Source organism: Ornithinibacillus halotolerans, from assembly GCF_014637405.1.
In the GTDB taxonomy this organism is placed as follows: domain Bacteria; phylum Bacillota; class Bacilli; order Bacillales; family Amphibacillaceae; genus Ornithinibacillus; species Ornithinibacillus halotolerans.
Genome location: NZ_BMEY01000021.1, coordinates 1 through 21345, shown reverse-complemented (window position 1 = coordinate 21345; position 21345 = coordinate 1). Strand labels below are relative to the sequence as shown.

The following is a 21345-nucleotide window of genomic DNA, read 5'->3' as shown; positions in this document are numbered from 1 at the left end:
CTATTAATCTCTCGGTAACTGTTGAACAATTTACAAAAGGGAGAGATTCATTATGGCAAAGTATGACGAGATACAAGTCGACCAACGATTACCATTTTTACAAAGTTTACCATTAAGCTTCCAGCACTTATTCGCAATGTTTGGTTCTACCGTTTTAGTACCAATAATTTTTGGGGTAAACCCAGCTACAATTCTTTTAATGAATGGTATCGGAACTTTATTATACATCTTTATTACAAAAGGAAAAATTCCAGCTTATTTAGGCTCTAGTTTTGCATTTCTTGCACCAGTCGGAATTGTCATTGATCAATTCGGATACGGATATGCATTAGGGGGATTTCTTGCAGTAGGTATTATCCTTACGCTAGTAGGTTTAATTGTAAGAGTAGCTGGTACAGGCTGGATTGATGTATTATTCCCACCTGCAGCAATGGGAGCAATTGTAGCAGTTATCGGTCTAGAGTTAGTACCAGTTGCTGCCGGTAATGCTGGGTTAATTGGAACAGATGCCGATTGGTCAATGGACTCAACAACTGTAACAGTAGCTTTACTAACACTAGGTATAACGGTTATCGGATGGGTAACGTTCCGTGGTTTCTTTAAAATTATTCCTATATTGATTGGGTTTGTTGCTGGCTATATTATTGCCGCTTTCTACGGACTAGTTGATTTTGAACCAGTCAAAGAAGCACCGTGGTTTCAAGTACCAACATTCTATACGATGCAATTTGATTGGACAGCAATTCTAATCATTATTCCTGCGGCATTGGTACTTATACCAGAACATATTGGACATTTATTCGTAACTTCTAATATTGTAAAAAAAGATTTAGCAAAAGATCCAGGTCTTGATCGTTCTCTAATGGGGAATGGTATTTCAACTATTCTTTCCAGTTTCGTAGGTTCTACACCAAATACAACGTACGGAGAAAACATTGGTGTACTCGCGATTACACGAGTTTATTCTACATGGATCATTGGTGGAGCAGCAATCATCTCCATATTGCTTTCCTTTATCGGTAAGTTATCCGCGCTGATTAACTCTGTACCTCCTGCAGTTCTTGGAGGAATTTCATTACTATTATTTGGGATCATCGCAGCAAGTGGTATTCGTATGTTAGTGGAAGCTAATGTTGATTATAATAAATCTCAAAATCTGATCCTAACGTGTGTCATCTTAGTAATTGGGATCAGTGGCGCATCCATTGAACTTGGGAATAGTGGAGTTGGCCTTTCAGGAATGGGGCTAGCAACTGTTGTCGGAATCCTACTTAGTATATTGTTTAAACTGTTCGACATTCTAAAATTATCCAATGAGAAAGATGATAAAAAAGAAAAGCTAGCCTCATGAGCTAGCTTTTCTTTTTTCAAATTCCATTGACCAAGAATAATAATCATTATTTGGATTTTTTTCATAGCTAAGGTATGCATTAAACTTTTTACCTTGTTTACTTGTTAATCCTTTGACAAATGCTTTCTGATTTTTAAGGATAGCCTTTACCATCGTTTTTGTTGGCTTTTTCTTTAAGGCTGCTAAATACTTATCATTTTTCCAAATAACAAATTTACAGCCTTTTTTCCAATTACTACAGCCGAATCCTTTCCGTCCTTCTATAATTTTTCCACCACAATTAGGGCATGCTCCCAACACTTCATTGGAGGACTTAGAAGAAGTACTTGAAACCTCATGGATGATTATATCTTTGTCTGCTTTAATCGTTTCGACAGCGTCGCTAGTAAAATTAAAGATTGTATTCAGAAACGAACTTTTTCTCTCTAACCCTTTTTGGATATCGGAAAGTGTCTTTTCTAAACGACCAGTAAACTCTAAATCAAATAATGGCTTGACTGGAAAAGTCTCTACTAACCTTCGACCTAGTTCCGTACTCGTAAGATTTTTTCCAGATGACGTGATATAACCAATGTCCTTAAGTTTCTTAATTGTTTCTGCACGAGTTGCTGGAGTACCAATACTAAATCCTGTTAATATACTTCCAATTATTTCTTCATTATCTTCTTCTTTCATACTTTTACCACAAGTCTCCATTACCCTTAGCAACGTCTTCTCTGTATGAGGTTTAGGCGGTTGGGTTTTATGACTTGATACTTCGGTCTTTTCTACAGTAACGACATCTTTTTCTTGTACAATGGGAAGGAACTTGTCCTTTGAGGTAATCTTTTCAACCTTTTTCCAACCTTCCACTAATTGTACCCTTCCTTTAGATTCAAATATTCCTTTTAAATCAACATCGAGAACTTTTGTCTTAATTTTTGTTTCTTCATATTCGGCAATAGGCATAAATTGTGCTATGAAACGATTTTTCACTGTTTCATATACAATTTGTTCATCTGCTGAAAGACGCTTCGGTTTCATGTAAGTTGGAATAATTGCACTATGACTTTCCACTTTTGCATTATTAAATAGTCGTTTCGTTTTAGTAAATTTGATTTCATTATTATATGGATGATCTTCAGAAAGAGTTTTTAATACTTTAGCAGTTTTTCCTACTAAACTCTCTTCGAGTGCTGTGCTTGATGTTCTTGGATACGTAATAAATTTCTTTTCATATAAAGATTGAGCAACCTTTAGAACTTTGTCTGAAGTCCACCCTCTGAATTTACTTGTAATGTACCCCTGCAAGTTTGATAGATTAAATAGAAAAGGTGGGAATTCTTTTTTCTTTTCTACTTTTTTATCAATTATTACTGCTTCTTTTTGAAGAATAATCTCTTGTATCTTGTCCAATTGATTTCTTTCTTTAAACTTATCTTCCTTATTTTCTACATAGATACCTTCATATGTTTCATTATTAGTAGTATTAAAACTTGCCGTTAGTTTAAAATAATCTTCTGGTACAAATTCTTCTATTTCTTTATCTCGATCATAAATAATCTTTAATGTCGGTAGTAATACTCGACCAATGTTTAATGCCTTCCCCTTCCCTTTTTGATATTTTAAAGTAGCAACTGATGTTAAATTTATACCTATTACCCAATCTGCCCACTGTCTGCTAACACCTGCATCTTGCAGTGGTCGTAGTTGCTCATTTGGCTTTAATGAATCTAATCCTCTTAATACCTCGTCTTTCGTCCATTCATTTAATAATAGTCGATAAACTGGTTTATTGGGCTTCGCTCTATAGATGATACTATCACCTATTAACTGCCCTTCCCGATCATAATCACAAGCAGAGATAATACTTTTGACATCCGTTCTTTTCATCAACGTATGTATCACCATTAGTTGCTTTTTTGCACCTTGGTCAGCCCATTGTCTATTTTTAGGATTACTTTTCACTTTATATTCAAACTTTTCGGGGATGAACGGAAAGTTCTCCATTTTCCATCTCGTCATTTTAGAATCATAATCTTTTGCATCAAATAATTGTAATAAGTGCCCGAAAGCCCATGTAACAATATATTGATTCCCTTCAAAATATCCATCTTTTTTATTCTTAATACCTAATGCATCAGCAATATTCTTAGCCACTGATGGTTTTTCGGCAATAATTAATTTCAAGTCTCACACCTGCTTTCATAATTGAAAAATTAGGAAAGAAAAATACGGTAATTAGTAGAGGAGAAAATGTGGGTGAATCTATTATACAATGAAATATACTTTTTTATAAGAGAGTTAACTGATAAAAAAACAAAACAATCAAGAAACGATTGTTTTGTTTTTAGCACTACATATAAATCGTACTATTTTATCAATTATTTTAGCACCATCTTCTTCATCTAACAAATTATTTAACATAATAGAGAAAATCAAATCTTCTCCTTCTTCTGTTTTGAAATACCCTGACAACGTACTTACTCCTTTAATTGTACCTGTTTTGGCATACACCTCTAAGCCATCAAGGCGATCATTTAATGTACCTCCAATCATCCTATCTAGTTCACCACCAACTGGAAGTGAACGATAAAAGCTATCAAACCATTTTTCCTTTTGTATTCGAAATAAGAATTTTGTAATTTCATTAGGAGGTATTAGTGTAACGTGGGAGATTCCAGACCCATCTCTAATGACAGTTTTAGATATATCTACACCTAATTTTTGGAGAGTTTCCTCTAAGACTAAGAGCCCTTCTTCCCAACTCCCTTCTCCATTAACTACTCTTCCTAACTCTTTAACTATAATTTCACCATGTCCATTATTACTTAACTTCATAAACGGGATGCATAAATCTTTAAGGGGAATGGAGTCTCTAATAAATAATTGCTTTGCATTTTCAGGTGTTTTACCAGTTAGAATCCTTCCTTTATACTGTACATCGTACTGTTTTAATGAACGACCAAATAGTTCCAACACAAATTCGGTCGGTTCCCATACAGCAACCCATTCATGTACTACAGGAGAGGACAATGGGATAGTACCTTCGACAATTACATTATTATTTCCATGCTCTCTAATCACGACAATATTAGTATCATCTTCTATGCTATTTGATTCAACGGTTCTAATTTTATTCGTTATGTTTATATAATTTGTAGTTGGTGTTAAAGCAATTGTTGCCTTCTCACCTAATTTCTTTCCAGGAGTAATGGTTAACATAATAGTTCCTGAATCGTAATCTTCATTTGGTGAAACAGTTAATGCAGATACTTGTGACCCGTAATAATAATGTTCATCATTCCAATTTAAATCTTGGGAGAGCCGGACATTATCATACCACGTATCATCGCCAACAACATTACCATTAATTATATTTATTCCTTCATTCTTGATTACTTTAGCTAATCTATCTATATCCGATTGTAATAGTGTCGGATCTCCTTTCCCTTTTAAATATAAATTTCCATGTAATATATTTTCCTCGATAATACCGTCAATCCACAATTCTGTTGAAAACCGATATTCCTCTCCTAACACAGCAAGTCCTACACTACTAGTAAAAATTTTCATGTTTGATGCGGGGTGTAGTCTAGTGTCTCCTAAATTATGAAATAATAATTTTCCAGAATCTCTCGAGCGTATACTGATACCTGCTAAAGCCCCCTTTAACTCTTTTTCCTCGTTTAATAATTTCTCCAAGCTCTCCCATCTTCCTGCCATATAACAAACTCCTTTACTTAATATTAATTAAATCTATTCACTAATGTTGATAATAATTAAGAAATATAACTTAATATATAGTTAGTTTCTCATTTTTAAATAAATTACTTCATTGAATATTTATACTTTATGTAGTATTCTAACTTGTTTTTATTTATAAGGAAAGCGACATCGAATTTTTAAATTAAAAAAGGATAAACCATTAACCGGTTTATCCTGAATTCTTTATAGTTTAAATTTATTGACGAGTTTATTTAAGTCAACAGCTACTTTTGCTAGATCGTTCGAACGTTTTGCCATTTCTTCCATTGAACTACTTGTTTGCTGTGTGGAGGCTGATGTTTCTTCAATACCTGCAGCAGATTCTTCAGATATAGCAGCAATCTCTTCTATTGATATATCCATTTCTTGTGTTGTTACTGCTATTTCCTTTAGATTCTGTTTGACAACTTGAATAGCATTAGCCATTTCCTTAATTGTTTGATTAATATCAGAAAATCTTTCTCTTGTGTAGGTAATTTGTTCTGTTCCCTTTCGTACTTCTTGGTACCCAGTTTCTAATGATTCTGTTACAGAATTTGTTTCCGTTTGAATCTGCTTCACAATATCAGATATATCTATTACTGATGCCGCTACTTGCTCAGAGAGCCTCCTAACTTCCGCGGCAACAACCGCAAAACCTTTTCCATGCTCTCCAGCACGTGCCGCTTCGATTGCAGCATTTAATGAAAGTAAATTAGTTTGATCAGCAATTTCACGAATAACTGATACAAGCTTTCCTATCTCTTTTGAATTATCATTTAATGTACGAACTTTGTTAACTGATTCCTTTACAATACTATTAATTTCTTCCATTTGCTTGCCTGATACATGCATTGCTTGATTTCCTCGACTAGCTAATTCTAATATGGAATCCGAAGTCTCTTTAATATGTTCGCCATTTTTATTTGCTTCTTGAACTTTATTGAAGAAGCTATGCATTTTTCTGGTTAATTCACTCGCACTATCTGCTTGCTTTTCTGACCCTGTTGACAATTCTTGCATTGTTAATGCTACTTGTTCTGCACCTGCTCGAACTTCATTTGCAGATTGTAATAATTCTTCACTTTGATAGGTGACTGTAGTTGATACATTAGATACTTGTCTAATAATGTCTTTTAAATAGTTATTCATCTTGCTTATTGAATGTGCAAGTTGTCCAATTTCATCATTACCTCTATATTGAATTTCAGATATAGACAAGTTTCCATCTGCAATTTCATTACTTACTCGGACTACTTTCCTTAAGTTTGAAGAAATAATTCTACTAATAATTGTTACTAATGTAATACCAGCAACAATAGAAATCAACAAGAAAACAATTTGTGTAATTAATGTTTGTTTTTGACTTTCACTTGCTCTATCAATTGCTTTCTTTCGTTCCATATCTACAGTTACTACTAAATCATCTAATAGATCAATTGTCTCGTCTCTCAGTGAACTTGCTTGTTCCAAAAAGGTCTCTGCAACCTCTATATTCCCATTATTCATTGCAGAAACAATGTAATTCATAAAAATACGATATAGCTCCTGATTATTTTTGACTACTTTATCAAAAATTTCTTTCTGCTCGTCTGAATTTAAGTTTATTTGTACTGTACTTGCTAACGTGTTGTATTCTCTTTGATTTTCTCTAAAAGATTCTATAAATCTATCATCTTGTTTTTGGTAAAAGGAGACCATGAAAATACTCATATTACGAGTTAATGAACCCATTTCTGATATATTCATTGCAATATCACCTTTTGCATCCAATTCATCAATATCTTTTCCAATACCTAGAATTGAAGTAGATACAAGTGTAGAAGAAATAATAAAAATGATTATAACAACTGCTAAAGTTAACCCATATTTCCAACCGATTCTAATGTTTCGAAATGTAAATTTTTTCCCCCGAGATAGTATTTTCATGCTTATCCTCCATCTTTGTATCAAAAAAGAGAATATTATATTTAAAAAAGTTTAATTATCTATACTCTCACATTTGTTTTGTCTATTAAATATAATAATCTATGAACCACCAAAATACAACAAATCTCGCAGTTTATACACACATAAGCAAACTGCCAGTCAGCTTATTACGACTGGCAGTTTCGCTTATATTTATTTCCATCTTAATGCTACGGTTTATGTAATTTGAATAATATTCCATTGCTAAACATGATTAAACGTCATATAATAAGAACAAACGTTCTATCGGTGGTGAATGTAAATGGATTATTCACAATTTCCACGTCATGATGTGCTTTGTATTGATATGCGTTCTTTTTATGCTAGTGTAGAAGCGGTTAAATTAGGGCTTGATCCAATGGAAACAATGCTTGCAGTTGTTGGGGATCCAAATCGTTCTGGCAGTATTGTTTTAGCCGCTTCACCAGCACTAAAAGAAAAATACGGAATTAGTAATGTTAGTCGATTCTTTGAATTGCCAAATGACCCTTCCATTCATATCGTACCAGCACATATGGCTGACTATCTTCAAGTTTCCGTTGAAATTACCCGCTTAATTAATCAATACGCACCTAAAGAAGCTATTCATCAATACTCGGTTGATGAAGTATGGGTTACATTGGATGGACTAGAAAAATTATTTGGAAAGCCTCTAGAAATTGCTAGACAAATCAAACAAGATATTATGGATAATTTTGGGATTACTTGCTCAATTGGGCTTGGAGATAACAAGTTTTTAGCAAAAGTTGTTATGGACTTGCACGCTAAGAAGGTTGGTATTGCTGAATGTCGCTATGAAGATGTAAAAGAAAAGCTTTGGCCTTTTCCCGTTGAAAAAATTTGGGGTATTGGAAGTAGGATGAAGAAAAATTTAAATCGAATGGGTATTGTGACTTTAGGTCAACTAGCAAGATTTGACTTAAATCATTTGAAAAAAAGATTTGGAGTTATGGGAGAACAACTCTATTGGCATGCTTGGGGAGTTGATTTGAGTCCTGTAATTGGTAACTTCGTTAAACATGAACAAAAAGGTTTTGGACATGGTATTGCCCTACTTCGAGACTATACAAAAGATGAAGTGGCTGTTTGTATTTTAGACCTTTGTGAAGAGGTTTGTCGAAGAGCACGTACAGCTGGAAAAACCGGAAAAACAATTCACCTTGGAATTGCTTATTCCAAAGAAACTGGTGGTGGATTTTCCCGCTCAAGATCCATCACAATTCCCACAAACGTTACAATGGATATGTACCATATTTGTATGCAACTTTTCTATGAATTTTATGATGGACACAGTAATGTCCGACATGTTTATGTAACACTCGGTAACTTATATGATAAAGCTGAAACGCAATTAAATTTATTTGAGAACCAAGCAAAGAAAACAGATATCGGCTATGTAATGGATGCTATTCGCGACAAATATGGCACCACTGCTATCCTCCGTGCAAGTAGCTTTACAAATGCTGGTATCACATTAGATAGAAGTAAAAAAATTGGCGGACATTATGCTTAAATTAGGCGAAGCAGAACCAACCTGCTTCGCTAATTATTTTTCTAATAATGCTCCAATTGCCCCAGCATGACTACCTTTTTCAAGAAAAATCGGGGTATATGTCATAATGTTCTGAAATCGTTCGAAAACATTCTTCAAAGTGGGATTATTTGTTACTGTACCTCCAACAAAAACGATTGTTGGCACTTGCTTACTTGTAGCAACTTGGTTTGCTAATAATAAAATAGTTTCACCTATTAATTGCATAACACTAGCAAGGTGGTCATCACTTGAAGCTTCTTTATTCAAATGTGCTTTTCCGAGATTTGCAGCAGTCAAATCGCCATAAATCGGTGGCTCTTTCGGATAATAAATGTCACGTACTAATAAATCACTATTACGTGCATCACCACGAGCAGCCATAGAAGTTAAGTTTTGAAAATCATGTGTTTTTGATATAAGGTAACCTAATCCCATTAAAGTTCCTCCACCAATTCCACTACCTAATACCCGTTCATAAGCATTTTCAGTCACATGAAAAATAGAAGTACCTGTCCCAATATTAACTAAAATAAATTCATCATTGTTTAGTTTGTTATCTTTTAATAAATATTTTGTACCAGTAGTAACTGCTTGAAACTCATCGATATAATGAACCTTCTGATTAGTCACATTTTCTAACATACTTGCTTTACCACCAGTAACAAATAATTCCGTATCCATTGACAAAACGGACAACCAATTTCCAATCTCAGCCAAATGTTGATTAGAAAAAGTTTTTGTATGTAATCTTCCTTGTTCAAAATATGCAAGTTTCACTAATGATCCCCCTGCATCAATACCAATTTTGTTAACCAACGTACTCCCCCCTATTCATTAAACATATCTACAATTTACATGAATAGGACTAAAATGAAAAGCATGTATACTTCTCATCCATAATAAAAGGTTGGGATAAAAACATACCCCAACCTCAATTATTATTAACAACAATTAATACTGTACAGAAGCATTCACATTGATTAATCCATGCTCCACTAAGTAACCTACACCATTCATATAGACGGCTGTATTTTCTATTGCTGAACGAACTTGTGAATTGCTTCTACCTTGACCAGTAAGTAATGCGGCCTGACCAGCGACATAAGGAGCAGCCATTGATGTACCTGACATGTAAACATAACGATTTCCAGGGTACGTAGAGGCAATATCAACCCCTGGAGCCATTACATCTACCCATGTACCCCAGTTTGAAAAGTTCGCCTTACGATTATTTGAATCCACAGCACCCACTGCAATAACATTCGGATAAGAAGCAGGTTCAAATGTTGTACTTACACCATCATTCCCGGCAGCAGCAATGACAACAACACCACGGTTCCAGGCGTAATTAACAGCATTTTCTAATGTTTGTGTTGCACAATCACAACCTAATGAAAGATTAATCACTTCTGCACCAGCATCTGTAGCATAAATAATGCCATCAGCAATATTTGCTAAAGAGCCACTTCCATTTGCATCAAGTACACGAACTGCTAAAATTTTAGTGTTTGGAGCCATACCTGCAATACCTACTCCATTATTAGTTTCAGCCGCAGCAATACCTGCTACGTGTGTACCGTGACCATTCGCATCACTAGGATACCAATCATTTTGTACAAAATCATATCCACGAATCACTTTTCCATCTAAGTCTGGATGATTATAATCTACTCCAGTATCAAGAACCGCAATCTCTTGACTCGAACTTCCTCTTGCAATATTCCATGCTAAATCAGCATCTGTATTAAAAAGTCCATATTGGTAGCTAGGGCTAAAATACGTATCATTTGGAGTCCAAGTAGCATTTAAAATGTAATTTGGTTCAGCATATTCAACATTAGGATTATTCTCTAATGCTTTCACAACCGCATCCACATTTCCAACTTCTAGTACTAAAAAAGGAGACTTTACTGCATCCACATCAGCTTTTATTTTTGCATTCAGATTCGCTAAAAGATTATTTTGTTGGTTAAGAGAAACTTTATCCTTAAATTTAACAATAACTTCCCCTTTAACATAGTTTGCTTGTGATGCAGATACAGAACTACTGGAAACCTCCTCTAGATCCCCTTTCTCCGCAGCAATCCCAAGCATTGGAAAAAGTAAAACAAATGCTGCACTAAGAAAAGTAATTACCCATGTTTTCTTCTTCATTCAAACTCCTCCTCTCGAATATACAATCAATTATATTGCGAGAAAAGAAGTTTCAGCCTAAGCTCTTTATCCCAAAAAAGTTGGGAAAGTAAACTGAGTCTATAAATAAAGTAGTGCGACTTTCATCTTAAAATAAAAACAGGGGTTTAATTTAACTTTATGTAAAGATTTGTCTATACTTTAACTATAAATTTATGGTGGTGAACAATTTTACCGATGGAATACAATCAAAAACATCTACAGCTTATGAATACAAATGTTTATTGTGAATATGTTCTACATGAAGATAAACCAACTATCTTTCTTATTCACGGTTTCGTTGCTTCTATGTATACATTTAATCGTTTAAAACCTTTACTTGCCAAAGATTATTCAGTAATAGCCATTGATTTACCTGGATTTGGGAAAAGTGAAAAGTCCATATCTTTTACCTATTCATTTGAGAACTACGCAAATCTTGTTATTGAATGCTTGGATTATTTTAAAATTGACAAAGCATCAATTGCAGGTCATTCAATGGGTGGACAAATTGCATTGTATACTGCAAAAAATGCACCAGATAGAATAAATAAATTAGTGTTATTCTGTAGCTCAGGTTACTTGCCTCGAGCGAAGAATTATCTAATATATTCTTCTTATATTCCGTTCTTCCACTTAATAGCAAGAAGAAAAATAAATTCACAAAGTGTTGTAAGGAACTTAAGAAATGTTTTCTACGACCATTCATTAATTACAAGTGATCAGATAGAGGAATATGGAAAGCCACTTGAAGATAAAAACTTTGCTAAATCATTAGTGAGATTACTTCGCCATCGGGAAGGTGATTTGCGGAGCGAACAATTAAAGGAAATTCTAACTCCCACATTAATACTCTGGGGTGAAGAAGACAAAGTAGTCCCATTAATAATTGGGAAAAGATTAGCTAACGATCTTCCAAATGCCAAGCTCATTAGTTTTGAAAAGGCTGGACATTTAATAACGGAAGAGAAACCAAAAGAATTGTTTTCGTATATGAAAGACTTTATAAATAGTTGAGTTTTGTTATTTGTATCCATAAGAGCCCACGACATATAACTAAGTGAATCATATTCTAATAATAAGAATTTAGTGATATGGAGTGAGCTAACATGTCTTTTAGAAAAAAAATACCTAGCCGCTTCGATATTGATATGAGCCCACTACATGATTTTATGAAAAATATGGACTCCTTTTTCAATCAATCCTTTAAACAAATGAACGAACATTTTCATCTTAAACCGTTCTGGATTGATGTTACAGAAGATGAAACTCAATTTCTAATTAGGGCAGAGCTACCAGATTATAATAAAGAACAAATCTTTATTGAAGTGGTTGGTAACAGAATTCGAATAAGTATTGAAGATCACCGTATTATTAATCAGGAAGATTTAGAAAAAGGTTATAAACAAAACAAACAAAGCTTGACTAAGAAAGAGAGAATTGTCACGTTACCTTTTGAAATTCCTAAGAGAAAAATAAAAGCCTCCTTCAAAGATGGGCTACTTTCAATAACAGTACCTAAACCTAAGGTAGACTACCATTATATTGAAATTGAAAATTCCTAGATTAATTGGATTCGGCGTGCTGTTTAGTCGAATCCAATTTTATCTTATTGGAAGGAGCTGATGAAATTGGCAGTACTACCAACAAACAAATGGCTTGAAGTCGCATATGATTCACCAGAGAAGATATACAATAAATTAGCCAAATATTTCCACAATCAAAGCACAAGAAAAATTGCAGACATATTAATAAGTAATGGAATGTATCAAAAATCAGAAAAAAATGGAGATAAACTTGTAAAACTTCTTCTCGAGAAAAATGTGTGGGGAATTATAAAACAAGAAGAGAATTATTTAAAACAAAAATGGAATGGAATAAATATCCCAATTTTTATATTTCCTTCCAATCCTTATAATAGAAAAATCACGGAACAGTACAACGGTAGGAATGGGCTTGCATTTTATGACAAGATTTTTTTATTTGTTTCTGAAACAACAACAGAAGAAGAGCTGAAAGCCCTCTTTACCCATGAATATAACCATGCGTGTCGACTCAAACATCATGGTAAAAAAGAAGATGAGTACACATTATTGGATCTTGTTGTTTTAGAAGGTCTAGCAGAGAATGCAGTCCAAGAGAGATTTGGTAAAGAGCAGCTTGCACCATGGACTAAATATTATTCAGAAAAAGAACTTAAAAACATTTGGAATAAATTCATATATCCAAATAAGGATTTATCTAAGTTTGATCAAAAGACTTCAAAGTTACTGTATGGAAATAGCTTTATTCCAAATATGGCAGGTTATTCAACAGGTTATTATATAGTTCGACAATTTATTATTCAAACTAGACTAAAAAGTCATGAATTACTAACACTCCCAACTGAGAATTTCACAGATATTAATTTATAGGCGAACACACAGTTTTCAATAAATCTAGGTATCTATCCCAGTCAATCTATCCCTATCTTCATATAGTATTAACAAACACTAATACAAAGTGTTTTTGGCAAGGAGTTCTCTCCTTGGTAATCTTGACAATGTGCGTTAGGAGGGATGTAGAATGTCATTCGGATACGGCTGTGGTGGTTATGGCTACGGCGGAGGAGGATATAGCAATAGCTTTGCTTTAATTGTTGTGTTATTTATCCTTCTAATCATCGTAGGTGCTGCTTGGCTATAATTAGGAATTTACAAACAAAACTACGAATAAGACGGGGCAATTTCCCCGTCCTAGGTAGTTTACTTGTTTAAAAACAACTATATTTCTTCTAGTTTGATGGCCATGAGGTGGGTCTAATTATAATAAAGAAAGAGGCTAATAATTTTTAGCCTCTTTTCTTTTTTGTGTAAATTGTAAAAACAACCACTAAATGGTAGTAATACCAGTAATATTTTTTCAACTTACATAGATATCCATGAAATCGACAAATCTTCTTGAACATTTTGTGAAGAGTCTCGCAAATGATTGTAATAAATTTCACAGCGTAATAAGATATGATAGCGGCACTTTGTGAACAAAAACACATGTTTGTCCAAATATAAATAGAGATAAGAAAGGAGTTCAAACATGAAAGTTAAGTTAGGTTTAATTCTAATAATGATGTTTATTTCGTCCATATTAGCTGGCTGTGAGCCATTGCTAGTTTTAAATCCAAAAGGTCCACAAGCAGAAACAACTGCAAATGTAATATGGATTTCCATTTTTACGATGGCTGTAATTGTTATTGTTGTCATCACACTACTAATCATTATGGTTTATAAATATCGTGCTTCAAAACAGTCTGAGGATTATGAGCCTCCTCATATTGAAGGGAATCCACTAGTTGAAACAATTATCGTTGCTATCCCAGTGATAATTGTAATCTTTCTTTCTATTGTTTCTGTAAAATCTACCTATGAAGTAGAAAGCGTTCCTGAAGGTTATGAAAACGAGGATCCACTAGTTATTTATGCTTCCTCCTCTAACTGGAAATGGCACTTCAGTTATCCTGAACAAGATATCGAAACTGTAAACTATGTAATTATGCCAACAAATCGTCCAATAGAATTTCGCTTATATTCTTACGGACCTATTACAAGCTTTTGGATACCACAACTTGCTGGTCAAAAATATGCGATGGCAGATATGGTAACAAAAATTAACTTGGTTGCTGAAACTCCTGGTGATTATCCAGGTAGAAACGCAAACTTTAGTGGTGAAGGTTTTGCAAAGAACTCATTTGTTGCAACAGCTTTAACTCCAGAGGAATTTGATAAGTGGATTGATGAAATTCATTCTACTGCCGAACCATTAACAGAAGAGGAATTTGATCAATTACTTGAACCAGGACATCTTGGTCAATTGACATTTACTGGAACACACTTAGAATTTGCACCAGCTCCAGAAGGTGAACATGCTGGACATCATCATGGAACGTCTGAAGATGATAATGATAATGAAAATCATTCTAATTCATTAATAATTAAGTAAAACAAATTAACTATTTATCCTTGAAAGGAGTCATATATATGGAGTTTTTTGAACGATTTGCTATCCCCCATCCAAGCCCATTGATTTATGCATCAATGGTTGGAATAGGACTTACTGTAATTGCAATCGTTATTGGGTTAACCTATTTTAAAAAATGGGGTTACTTATGGCGTGAATGGTTAACTACTGTCGATCATAAAAGAATCGGCTTAATGTATATAATTTCCGCAATCTTAATGCTTTTCCGCGGTGGCGTTGATGGCATTATGATGCGATTACAAACAGCAGTACCCGACAATACATTTTTAGATGCACAGCATTATAATGAGGTATTTACAACTCACGGAATAGTCATGATTATCTTCATGGCGATGGCTTTTATTATCGGGATGATGAACTTTGTCGTTCCATTACAAATCGGAGCACGCGATGTTGCATTTCCACGACTTAATGCTATAAGCTTCTGGCTTTATTTTGCAGGTGCAATGTTATTTAATATTTCATTTGTAATCGGTGGATCTCCTGATGCAGGTTGGACCAACTACTTCCCTCTTGCAGGAACAGATTTTAGTCAATCGGTTGGTGTGAACTATTATATGTGGGCACTCCAAATATCTGGTCTTGGAACATTAATGACTGGAATTAACTTTATTGTAACGATTTTAAAAATGCGTGCACCAGGTATGACCTTAATGAAAATGCCAATGTTTACTTGGTCTGCACTAATTACAAACGTAATTATTGTATTTGCTTTTCCTGTCTTAACTATCGCACTATTAATGGGGACATTTGACCGCCAATTCGGAACACATTTCTTCGCTTCGACAAACGGTGGAATGGATATGCTTTGGGCAAACCTATTCTGGGTTTGGGGACATCCAGAAGTATATATATTAATTCTCCCTGCATTCGGTGTTTATAGTGAAGTAATTGCTACTTTCTCCAGCCGTAATCTATATGGTTATAAATCAATGGTCGGTTCTATGGTTCTAATTTCATTTATGTCATTCTTAGTATGGGTACACCACTTCTTTACAATGGGACACGGCCCACTAGTAAATGGAATTTTCTCTGTTACTACAATGGCAATAGCTGTACCAACTGGGATAAAAATATTCAACTGGTTACTCACGATGTGGAAAGGAAAAATTCGATTTACCGTACCAATGCTTTATTCAATCGGATTTATTCCGTTATTTACTATAGGTGGGGTAACTGGGGTAATGCTTGCTATCGCAAGTGCAGACTATCAGTATCACAATACAATGTTCCTTGTGGCACATTTCCATAATGTAATTATCCCTGGTGTCGTATTTGCTATGCTTGCAGGATTGACATACTGGTGGCCGAAAATGTTTGGCTTTATGCTTAATGAACGTATCGGTAAATGGGGATTCTGGTTCTTATCCATTGGATTCTGTTTAGCATTCTTCCCAATGTATATTACTGGACTAGATGGGCAAGCACGTCGTATGTTTACGTACTCTGCAGAAACTGGATTCGGTCCATTAAATATGGTTTCATTTATCGGTGCAGCATTAATGGCAATAGCCTTTATTCTAATTGTGTATAACGTATATTATAGTTTCCGTTATGCTCCTAGAAATGTAGGTCAAGATCCATGGGATGCTCGTTCATTAGAGTGGGCTACTCATAATCCTGTTCCAGAATACAACTTTGCTGTAACACCAGAAGTAAATTCATCACAAGCATTCTGGGATTCTAAGAAAAATAATCATCAATTATTTAAAGAAAAACGTAGTAAGATTCATATGCCTAATAATAGTGGTGTTCCAGTCATTATGGCCGGATTCTTCTTTGTATTTGGCTTCAGCTTTGTCTTTAGCATATGGATTGGTGTAATTATTGCAGCACTAGGTATTTTCGCTTGTATGGCATATCGAACATTCGAAAATGACCATGGTCGTTATATATCCTTAAAGGAAATAGAAGAAACTGAGAAAAAATATGGAGGTGCTAAGTAATGAAACTAGATAAAACTGGACCTCTTGAATATAGCACACAACAAAATCAAATGAATATCCTAGGTTTTTGGATATTCTTAGGTGCAGAAATCATGCTTTTCGGAACATTATTTGCTTCCTATTTCACTCTGGAAAATGGTGTTGGAAATGGTCCCACCGGAGCTGAGATATTTGAAATAGCACCGGTAATTTGGGAAACTATTATTCTCTTAACTAGTAGTTTCACCATTGGGTTAGCAGTTCATGCAATGCGAATCAACCGTAAGAATGCTACCCTTACTTTCCTTGCAATCACATTAGTATTAGGTCTTGCCTTTTTAGGTATAGAAATATATGAATTTACTCATTACTATCATGTTGGAGCAACCTTACAAACAAGTGCATTTACAGCAATTTTATTAACTACACTTGGAACCCATGGTGCCCACGTTACATTTGGTTTATTCTGGGGAGCATTTATCTTCCTTCAAATTAAGAAGCGTGGATTTACACCAGAAACAACTAATAAATCCTTTATCTTTTCTCTTTACTGGCACTTTCTAGATGTTGTTTGGATCTTTATCTTTAGCTTCATCTACTTGAAAGGACTGATGTAATGATGAAAGAATTATTTCCAATAAAACAAGTAATGGGATTTGTATTTTCACTAGTTCTTACTGCGGTTGCATTAGCAGTATACTTTCTTGATATGTCGTTTCAATTAGGAATGACGATTCTTTTAGTAACAGCTTTTATTCAAGCAGCACTACAACTTGTCTTTTTTATGCATGCTGGTGAATCAAACGATAAAAATGCAATTTATACTAATGTCTATTATGCTATAGCCATCGCATTAGTAACTGTCTTTGGTACGTTGCTAACGTTAATTTGGGGTTATATGTAATATAAAAGACGAAGCTGATTAATCCAGCTTCGTCTTTTTTTTCTCAATCAATTCGTCTATTTTTATCAACTATCTCTTCCGTTGCAACTAAGAATATCCCCATAATAAAAATGAATACTCCCCCAATGATTACACCAATGCCAATCCCTGTGATTACACTATATTCCATACTAAAATACCCGTATAAAAAGAATATTGTCCCAATTAAGATTAACATACTGCAAAGAATACTCACTGCCCTGATCAACTTTACAGAATAAGGCATAATATCCCCTCCTTTGTTATTTATATTATTCTATTCGTTCACAAATTTGTCAAACTTTCCGCATTACTAATCATATTTCTTTAACTTTATAAATAGTATTTTAATTTAAGTTTTTCAGAAAATGTTTGTATTTTGTGAAACCTACGATACAATAGATACGTAGAATAGGTAATCGGAATTATTAAGTCTTTAGATAGGATGATGCTTATGACAATTTTTGGGATTGATATTCAGACAATTTATTTAACAACACTTATAATCTCTGGATGTCTTATCGTGCTTTACCTATTTTTCGGAGATGTATTAGATGCAGTTGGTGAGGGTGTTCCATTTCTAAATCCAACACTAATATTAGCTTTTATTGTATTCTTATCATCATCTGGCTACGTATTAGAATTGGTAACTCCACTTTCTAGTCTATTCATTCTTCTAATTTCAATTGGATTTGCCCTAGTAATGGATGTTTTATTAAATTTCTTTATATTAATTCCATTATCTTCAGCAGAGGAGTCATTAGCCTTTACCGAAGAATCTCTAAAGGGAAGAGTTGGAAAGATAATTATTTCTATCCCTAAAGATGGATTCGGTGAGATTGTTATTGACGGGAAAAGCGGAATGATTTCAAGACCTGCAAAAAGTTATGAGAACGTATCCATCTCTGAAGGAACAGAAGTATTAGTCTTAGAAATTATTGACGGTGTAATGTATGTCATCCCATATGATTTAGATTCCGAGATGTCATATTCTTAGTAATGTAACAATAAGGTATTAATTAAATTATTTAAGGGGGAAATTAAATGGATTTTGGTGGATTATTTGGTGGATTTACGATACTTATAGCTGTTGCCGTATTTCTCGTTATTACACTAATTGCAGTATTTGTTAAAAAGTATCGTACAGCAGGACCTGATGAAGCACTAATTGTTACAGGTAGCTATTTAGGTAATGGAAAAACCGTACATACGGATGAATCAGGAAATAAAATTAAAATTATTCGTGGTGGGGGTACATTTATACTGCCTGTATTCCAACAAGCTGAGCCATTAAGCTTACTATCTAGTAAACTTGATGTAACAACTCCAGAGGTTTATACAGAACAAGGTGTACCTGTTATGGCTGATGGAACCGCAATTATTAAAATTGGTGGTACAGTTAATGAAATTGCAACTGCTGCTGAACAATTTTTAGGAAAGTCTAAAGCTGATCGAGAAAATGAAGCGAAAGAAGTTCTTGAAGGACATTTACGTTCTATTCTTGGTTCCATGACTGTTGAAGAGATATACAAGAACCGCGACAAGTTCTCCCAAGAAGTACAACGAGTTGCTTCCCAAGACTTAGCTAAAATGGGGCTAAACATTGTATCATTTACTATTAAAGATGTTCGAGATAAGAATGGTTATCTTGATTCATTAGGTAAACCACGTATTGCTCAAGTTAAGCGTGATGCTGATATTGCAACTGCAGAAGCAGATAAAGAAACACGCATTAAGCAAGCAGAGGCTGCCAAAGAAGCAAAGAAAGCAGAGCTTGAGCGTGCAACCGAAATTGCTGAAGCAGAAAAGGAAAATCAACTAAAGACAGCAGAGTATCGCCGTGAACAAGATATCGCAAAAGCTCGTGCAGACCAAGCATATGACCTTGAGACAGCCCGAGCACAACAGGAAGTTACAGAACAAGAAATGCAAATTAAGATTATTGAACGTCAAAAGCAAATTGAACTAGAAGAAAAAGAAATCTTGCGTCGTGAAAAGCAATACGACTCGGAAGTTAAGAAGAAAGCTGATGCTGACCGTTATGCTGTCGAGCAAGCAGCTATAGCAGAAAAAGCAAAACAAATTGCAGCTGCTGATGCTAATCAGTACCGTATTGAATCGGAAGCCAAGGCACAAGCCGAAAAAATCAGAGTTGATGGTCTTGCTAAGGCAGAAGCAGAACGAGCACAAGGGGAATCAGAAGCAGAAATTATTCGTCTTAAAGGTCTTGCTGAGGCCGAGGCAAAACGTAAGATTGCTGAAGCATTTGAACAATACGGTCAAGCAGCGATCCTTGATATGGTTATTCGCATGATTCCTGAATACGCTCGAGAAGTCGCTAGTCCATTAAGTAATATTGATAAGATTACTGTAGTTGATACTGGAGGTAATGGCAAGGATGGTGGCGGTGCCAATAAGGTAACTGGCTATGCCACAGATTTAATGGCATCTTTACAAGAAACACTAAAAGCATCTTCTGGTATTGACGTAAAAGAATTACTTGAAGGATTAGTTGGTACAAATAAATTAACAAGTTCTGATCGAGATGGCTTATCTTTTGAACTGAAAGGTTCTGAAGAAGTATCTGAGAAAACTGAAGAAAAAGTATCTAAATAATTATTTATAGTTAGGAAGCAAGTTGAATTTCAACTTGCTTCTTTTCTTATCTTGTTTGTTAGAATTATTATTTGAGTTTATGCTTTTGCTTTAGTTTTTGTACCTTTAGATTTGGATTATGTGTCCGATCTTCTTTGCTTTCTACCCTTGGTTTTGGATTATGTGCCCGTTCTTCTTTGCTTTCTACCCTTGGTTTTGGATTATGTGCCCGTTCTTCTGTGCTATCTCCCCTTGGTTTTGAACTATGTGCCCGTTCTTCTTTGCTTTCTGCCCTTGGTTTTGAACTATGTGCCCTTTTTTCTGTGCTTTCTACCCTTGGTTTTGAGCTATGTGCCCTTTTTTCTGTGCTTTCTACCCTTGGTTTTGAACTATGTGCCCTTTTTTCTGTGCTTTCTACCCTTGGTTTTGAGCTATGTGCCCTTTTTTCTGTGCTTTCTACCCTTGGTTTTGAACTATGTGCCGGTTCTTCTGTGCTATCTCCCCTTGGTTTTGGATTATGTGCCCGTTCTTCTGTGCTATCTCCCCTTGGTTTTGAACTATGTGCCCGTTCTTCTTTGCTTTCTGCCCTTGGTTTTGATTTATGTGCCCTTTCTTCTTTGCTATCTCCCCTTCTATTTATCTATGATCCCTCTTTTGAAGATTATCTTCCTAAAAATTAAAATTATAAATCTGGCCATATCATAAAGTTAATCATCACTTTATATCCTTTATCTAATCAATAAGATATCAAGGTTTTGCTTATTCCATCTGTTATCGACAAAAAAAGCCAAGAAACGATTTAATCGTCTCTTGGCTTTTTTTGTTTTGCCTGGCAACGTCCTACTCTCACAAGGGCAATGCCCTAACTACCATCGGCGCTGAGAAGCTTAACTTCTGTGTTCGGTATGGAAACAGGTGTGACCTTCTCGCCTTCATCACCAGACATAATATAAATTAATCACAAGATATATTATATTCATTCGTTTATAAAAACTCAAGAATATTATACCCTGAAAACTAAATAAGAGTAAACAAACGACAATCAAATAAGTTAGTTAAGTCCTCGATCTATTAGTATCCGTCAGCTCCACGTGTCACCACGCTTCCACCTCGGACCTATCAACCTCATAGTCTCTAA

General features: G+C 34.7%; 19 protein-coding genes and 2 rRNA genes. 13 read left to right on the top strand and 8 right to left on the bottom strand.

Translation table 11 applies throughout. From position 1 onward, the window contains the following. The first annotated feature begins 52 nt into the window (after positions 1-52). Positions 53-1351 (top strand): uracil permease, encoded by a 1299-nt coding sequence (gene uraA / locus IEV35_RS16465; RefSeq protein WP_188385763.1) that lies wholly within the window; start codon positions 53-55, stop codon positions 1349-1351. On the opposite strand, the gene IEV35_RS16460 is transcribed toward uraA, so the two are convergent. The 3 genes from IEV35_RS16460 to IEV35_RS16450 all read right to left on the bottom strand — a co-directional run bounded on the left by IEV35_RS16460 (position 1346) and on the right by IEV35_RS16450 (position 7006). Next, positions 1346-3520 (bottom strand): type IA DNA topoisomerase, encoded by a 2175-nt coding sequence (locus tag IEV35_RS16460; protein WP_188385762.1) that lies wholly within the window; start codon positions 3518-3520, stop codon positions 1346-1348. The two genes, uraA and IEV35_RS16460, sit on opposite strands and share 6 nt — an antisense overlap. Before the next feature lie 138 nt (positions 3521-3658). Then, complete coding sequence (gene dacB, locus IEV35_RS16455; protein WP_188385761.1) at positions 3659-5056, bottom strand: D-alanyl-D-alanine carboxypeptidase/D-alanyl-D-alanine endopeptidase; 1398 nt, start codon at positions 5054-5056, stop codon at positions 3659-3661. Positions 5057-5281: 225 nt separating this feature from the next. Then, the gene (locus IEV35_RS16450; RefSeq protein WP_188385760.1) at positions 5282-7006 is read right to left on the bottom strand and encodes a methyl-accepting chemotaxis protein; all 1725 of its coding nucleotides are present in this window, start codon (positions 7004-7006) and stop codon (positions 5282-5284) included. Positions 7007-7307: 301 nt separating this feature from the next. Between IEV35_RS16450 and IEV35_RS16445 the strand changes: the two genes are divergently transcribed. After that, positions 7308-8558 carry a DNA polymerase IV gene (locus tag IEV35_RS16445; RefSeq protein ID WP_188385759.1) on the top strand — a complete coding sequence of 417 codons (1251 nt, stop codon included), beginning with the start codon at positions 7308-7310 and terminating at the stop codon, positions 8556-8558. 33 nt (positions 8559-8591) lie between these two features. Here IEV35_RS16445 and coaW read toward each other — a convergent pair whose 3' ends face one another. Both coaW and IEV35_RS16435 read right to left on the bottom strand, forming a co-directional pair. Next, entirely contained in the window at positions 8592-9395 is an 804-nt protein-coding gene (gene coaW / locus IEV35_RS16440) for a type II pantothenate kinase (RefSeq protein WP_188385758.1), read from the bottom strand. A gap of 135 nt (positions 9396-9530) precedes the next feature. Beyond that, a complete protein-coding gene (locus tag IEV35_RS16435; RefSeq protein WP_188385757.1) occupies positions 9531-10733 on the bottom strand; it encodes a S8 family peptidase in 1203 nt (400 codons plus the stop codon). A gap of 246 nt (positions 10734-10979) precedes the next feature. Here IEV35_RS16435 and IEV35_RS16430 point away from each other — a divergent pair, with 246 nt between their 5' ends. The 8 genes from IEV35_RS16430 to qoxD all read left to right on the top strand — a co-directional run bounded on the left by IEV35_RS16430 (position 10980) and on the right by qoxD (position 17594). Continuing rightward, positions 10980-11768 carry an alpha/beta fold hydrolase gene (locus IEV35_RS16430; protein WP_229740782.1) on the top strand — a complete coding sequence of 263 codons (789 nt, stop codon included), beginning with the start codon at positions 10980-10982 and terminating at the stop codon, positions 11766-11768. A 92-nt stretch (positions 11769-11860) separates the two neighbouring features. After that, positions 11861-12316, top strand: a complete 456-nt coding sequence (locus IEV35_RS16425) for an Hsp20/alpha crystallin family protein (RefSeq protein ID WP_188385755.1) — start codon at positions 11861-11863, stop codon at positions 12314-12316. Positions 12317-12382: 66 nt separating this feature from the next. Continuing rightward, positions 12383-13165 (top strand): DUF2268 domain-containing putative Zn-dependent protease, encoded by a 783-nt coding sequence (locus IEV35_RS16420; RefSeq protein ID WP_188385754.1) that lies wholly within the window; start codon positions 12383-12385, stop codon positions 13163-13165. Between the two features lie 151 nt (positions 13166-13316). After that, on the top strand, positions 13317-13436 hold the full coding sequence (locus IEV35_RS16415) for a YjcZ family sporulation protein (protein WP_188385753.1): 120 nt from the start codon (positions 13317-13319) through the stop codon (positions 13434-13436). A gap of 387 nt (positions 13437-13823) precedes the next feature. After that, positions 13824-14726, top strand: coding sequence for a cytochrome aa3 quinol oxidase subunit II (qoxA, locus tag IEV35_RS16410; protein ID WP_188385752.1), 903 nt, complete (start codon positions 13824-13826; stop codon positions 14724-14726). Positions 14727-14764: 38 nt separating this feature from the next. Next, the gene (gene qoxB, locus IEV35_RS16405) at positions 14765-16711 is read left to right on the top strand and encodes a cytochrome aa3 quinol oxidase subunit I (protein ID WP_188385751.1); all 1947 of its coding nucleotides are present in this window, start codon (positions 14765-14767) and stop codon (positions 16709-16711) included. Beyond that, positions 16711-17307, top strand: a complete 597-nt coding sequence (locus IEV35_RS16400; protein WP_188385750.1) for a cytochrome (ubi)quinol oxidase subunit III — start codon at positions 16711-16713, stop codon at positions 17305-17307. The genes qoxB and IEV35_RS16400 overlap by 1 nt, the downstream gene beginning before the upstream one ends. A gap of 2 nt (positions 17308-17309) precedes the next feature. After that, positions 17310-17594: a cytochrome aa3 quinol oxidase subunit IV gene (gene qoxD, locus IEV35_RS16395; protein ID WP_188385749.1), complete on the top strand. Its 285-nt coding sequence runs from the start codon at positions 17310-17312 to the stop codon at positions 17592-17594. A 43-nt stretch (positions 17595-17637) separates the two neighbouring features. Here the strand turns inward: qoxD and IEV35_RS16390 are convergent, their stop codons facing one another. Next, positions 17638-17859 carry a hypothetical protein gene (locus tag IEV35_RS16390; RefSeq protein ID WP_188385748.1) on the bottom strand — a complete coding sequence of 74 codons (222 nt, stop codon included), beginning with the start codon at positions 17857-17859 and terminating at the stop codon, positions 17638-17640. Between the two features lie 207 nt (positions 17860-18066). Between IEV35_RS16390 and IEV35_RS16385 the strand changes: the two genes are divergently transcribed. The 3 genes from IEV35_RS16385 to IEV35_RS16375 all read left to right on the top strand — a co-directional run bounded on the left by IEV35_RS16385 (position 18067) and on the right by IEV35_RS16375 (position 20887). Then, complete coding sequence (locus tag IEV35_RS16385) at positions 18067-18609, top strand: NfeD family membrane protein (RefSeq protein ID WP_188385747.1); 543 nt, start codon at positions 18067-18069, stop codon at positions 18607-18609. A 47-nt stretch (positions 18610-18656) separates the two neighbouring features. After that, complete coding sequence (floT, locus tag IEV35_RS16380) at positions 18657-20228, top strand: flotillin lipid rafts scaffold protein FloT (RefSeq protein ID WP_188385746.1); 1572 nt, start codon at positions 18657-18659, stop codon at positions 20226-20228. Positions 20229-20362: 134 nt separating this feature from the next. Next, a complete protein-coding gene (locus tag IEV35_RS16375) occupies positions 20363-20887 on the top strand; it encodes a hypothetical protein (RefSeq protein ID WP_188385745.1) in 525 nt (174 codons plus the stop codon). Between the two features lie 147 nt (positions 20888-21034). On the opposite strand, the gene rrf is transcribed toward IEV35_RS16375, so the two are convergent. Together rrf and IEV35_RS16365 are read right to left on the bottom strand one after the other, a co-directional pair. Further along, a 5S ribosomal RNA gene (gene rrf, locus IEV35_RS16370) occupies positions 21035-21150 on the bottom strand. Positions 21151-21258: 108 nt separating this feature from the next. Then, positions 21259-21345, bottom strand: a 23S ribosomal RNA gene (locus IEV35_RS16365); the annotation flags it as partial.

Bases quoted from the DNA above. Each gene is read 5' to 3' on its own strand.
- uraA (WP_188385763.1), top strand. From the start codon at position 53: ATGGCAAAGTATGACGAGATACAAGTCGACCAACGATTACCATTTTTA.
- dacB (WP_188385761.1), bottom strand. From the start codon at position 5,056: ATGGCAGGAAGATGGGAGAGCTTGGAGAAATTATTAAACGAGGAAAAA.
- IEV35_RS16450 (WP_188385760.1), bottom strand. From the start codon at position 7,006: ATGAAAATACTATCTCGGGGGAAAAAATTTACATTTCGAAACATTAGA.
- IEV35_RS16445 (WP_188385759.1), top strand. From the start codon at position 7,308: ATGGATTATTCACAATTTCCACGTCATGATGTGCTTTGTATTGATATG.
- IEV35_RS16435 (WP_188385757.1), bottom strand. From the start codon at position 10,733: ATGAAGAAGAAAACATGGGTAATTACTTTTCTTAGTGCAGCATTTGTT.
- IEV35_RS16430 (WP_229740782.1), top strand. From the start codon at position 10,980: ATGAATACAAATGTTTATTGTGAATATGTTCTACATGAAGATAAACCA.
- IEV35_RS16425 (WP_188385755.1), top strand. From the start codon at position 11,861: ATGTCTTTTAGAAAAAAAATACCTAGCCGCTTCGATATTGATATGAGC.
- IEV35_RS16415 (WP_188385753.1), top strand. From the start codon at position 13,317: ATGTCATTCGGATACGGCTGTGGTGGTTATGGCTACGGCGGAGGAGGA.
- qoxA (WP_188385752.1), top strand. From the start codon at position 13,824: ATGAAAGTTAAGTTAGGTTTAATTCTAATAATGATGTTTATTTCGTCC.
- qoxB (WP_188385751.1), top strand. From the start codon at position 14,765: ATGGAGTTTTTTGAACGATTTGCTATCCCCCATCCAAGCCCATTGATT.
- IEV35_RS16400 (WP_188385750.1), top strand. From the start codon at position 16,711: ATGAAACTAGATAAAACTGGACCTCTTGAATATAGCACACAACAAAAT.
- qoxD (WP_188385749.1), top strand. From the start codon at position 17,310: ATGAAAGAATTATTTCCAATAAAACAAGTAATGGGATTTGTATTTTCA.
- IEV35_RS16390 (WP_188385748.1), bottom strand. From the start codon at position 17,859: ATGCCTTATTCTGTAAAGTTGATCAGGGCAGTGAGTATTCTTTGCAGT.
- IEV35_RS16385 (WP_188385747.1), top strand. From the start codon at position 18,067: ATGACAATTTTTGGGATTGATATTCAGACAATTTATTTAACAACACTT.
- floT (WP_188385746.1), top strand. From the start codon at position 18,657: ATGGATTTTGGTGGATTATTTGGTGGATTTACGATACTTATAGCTGTT.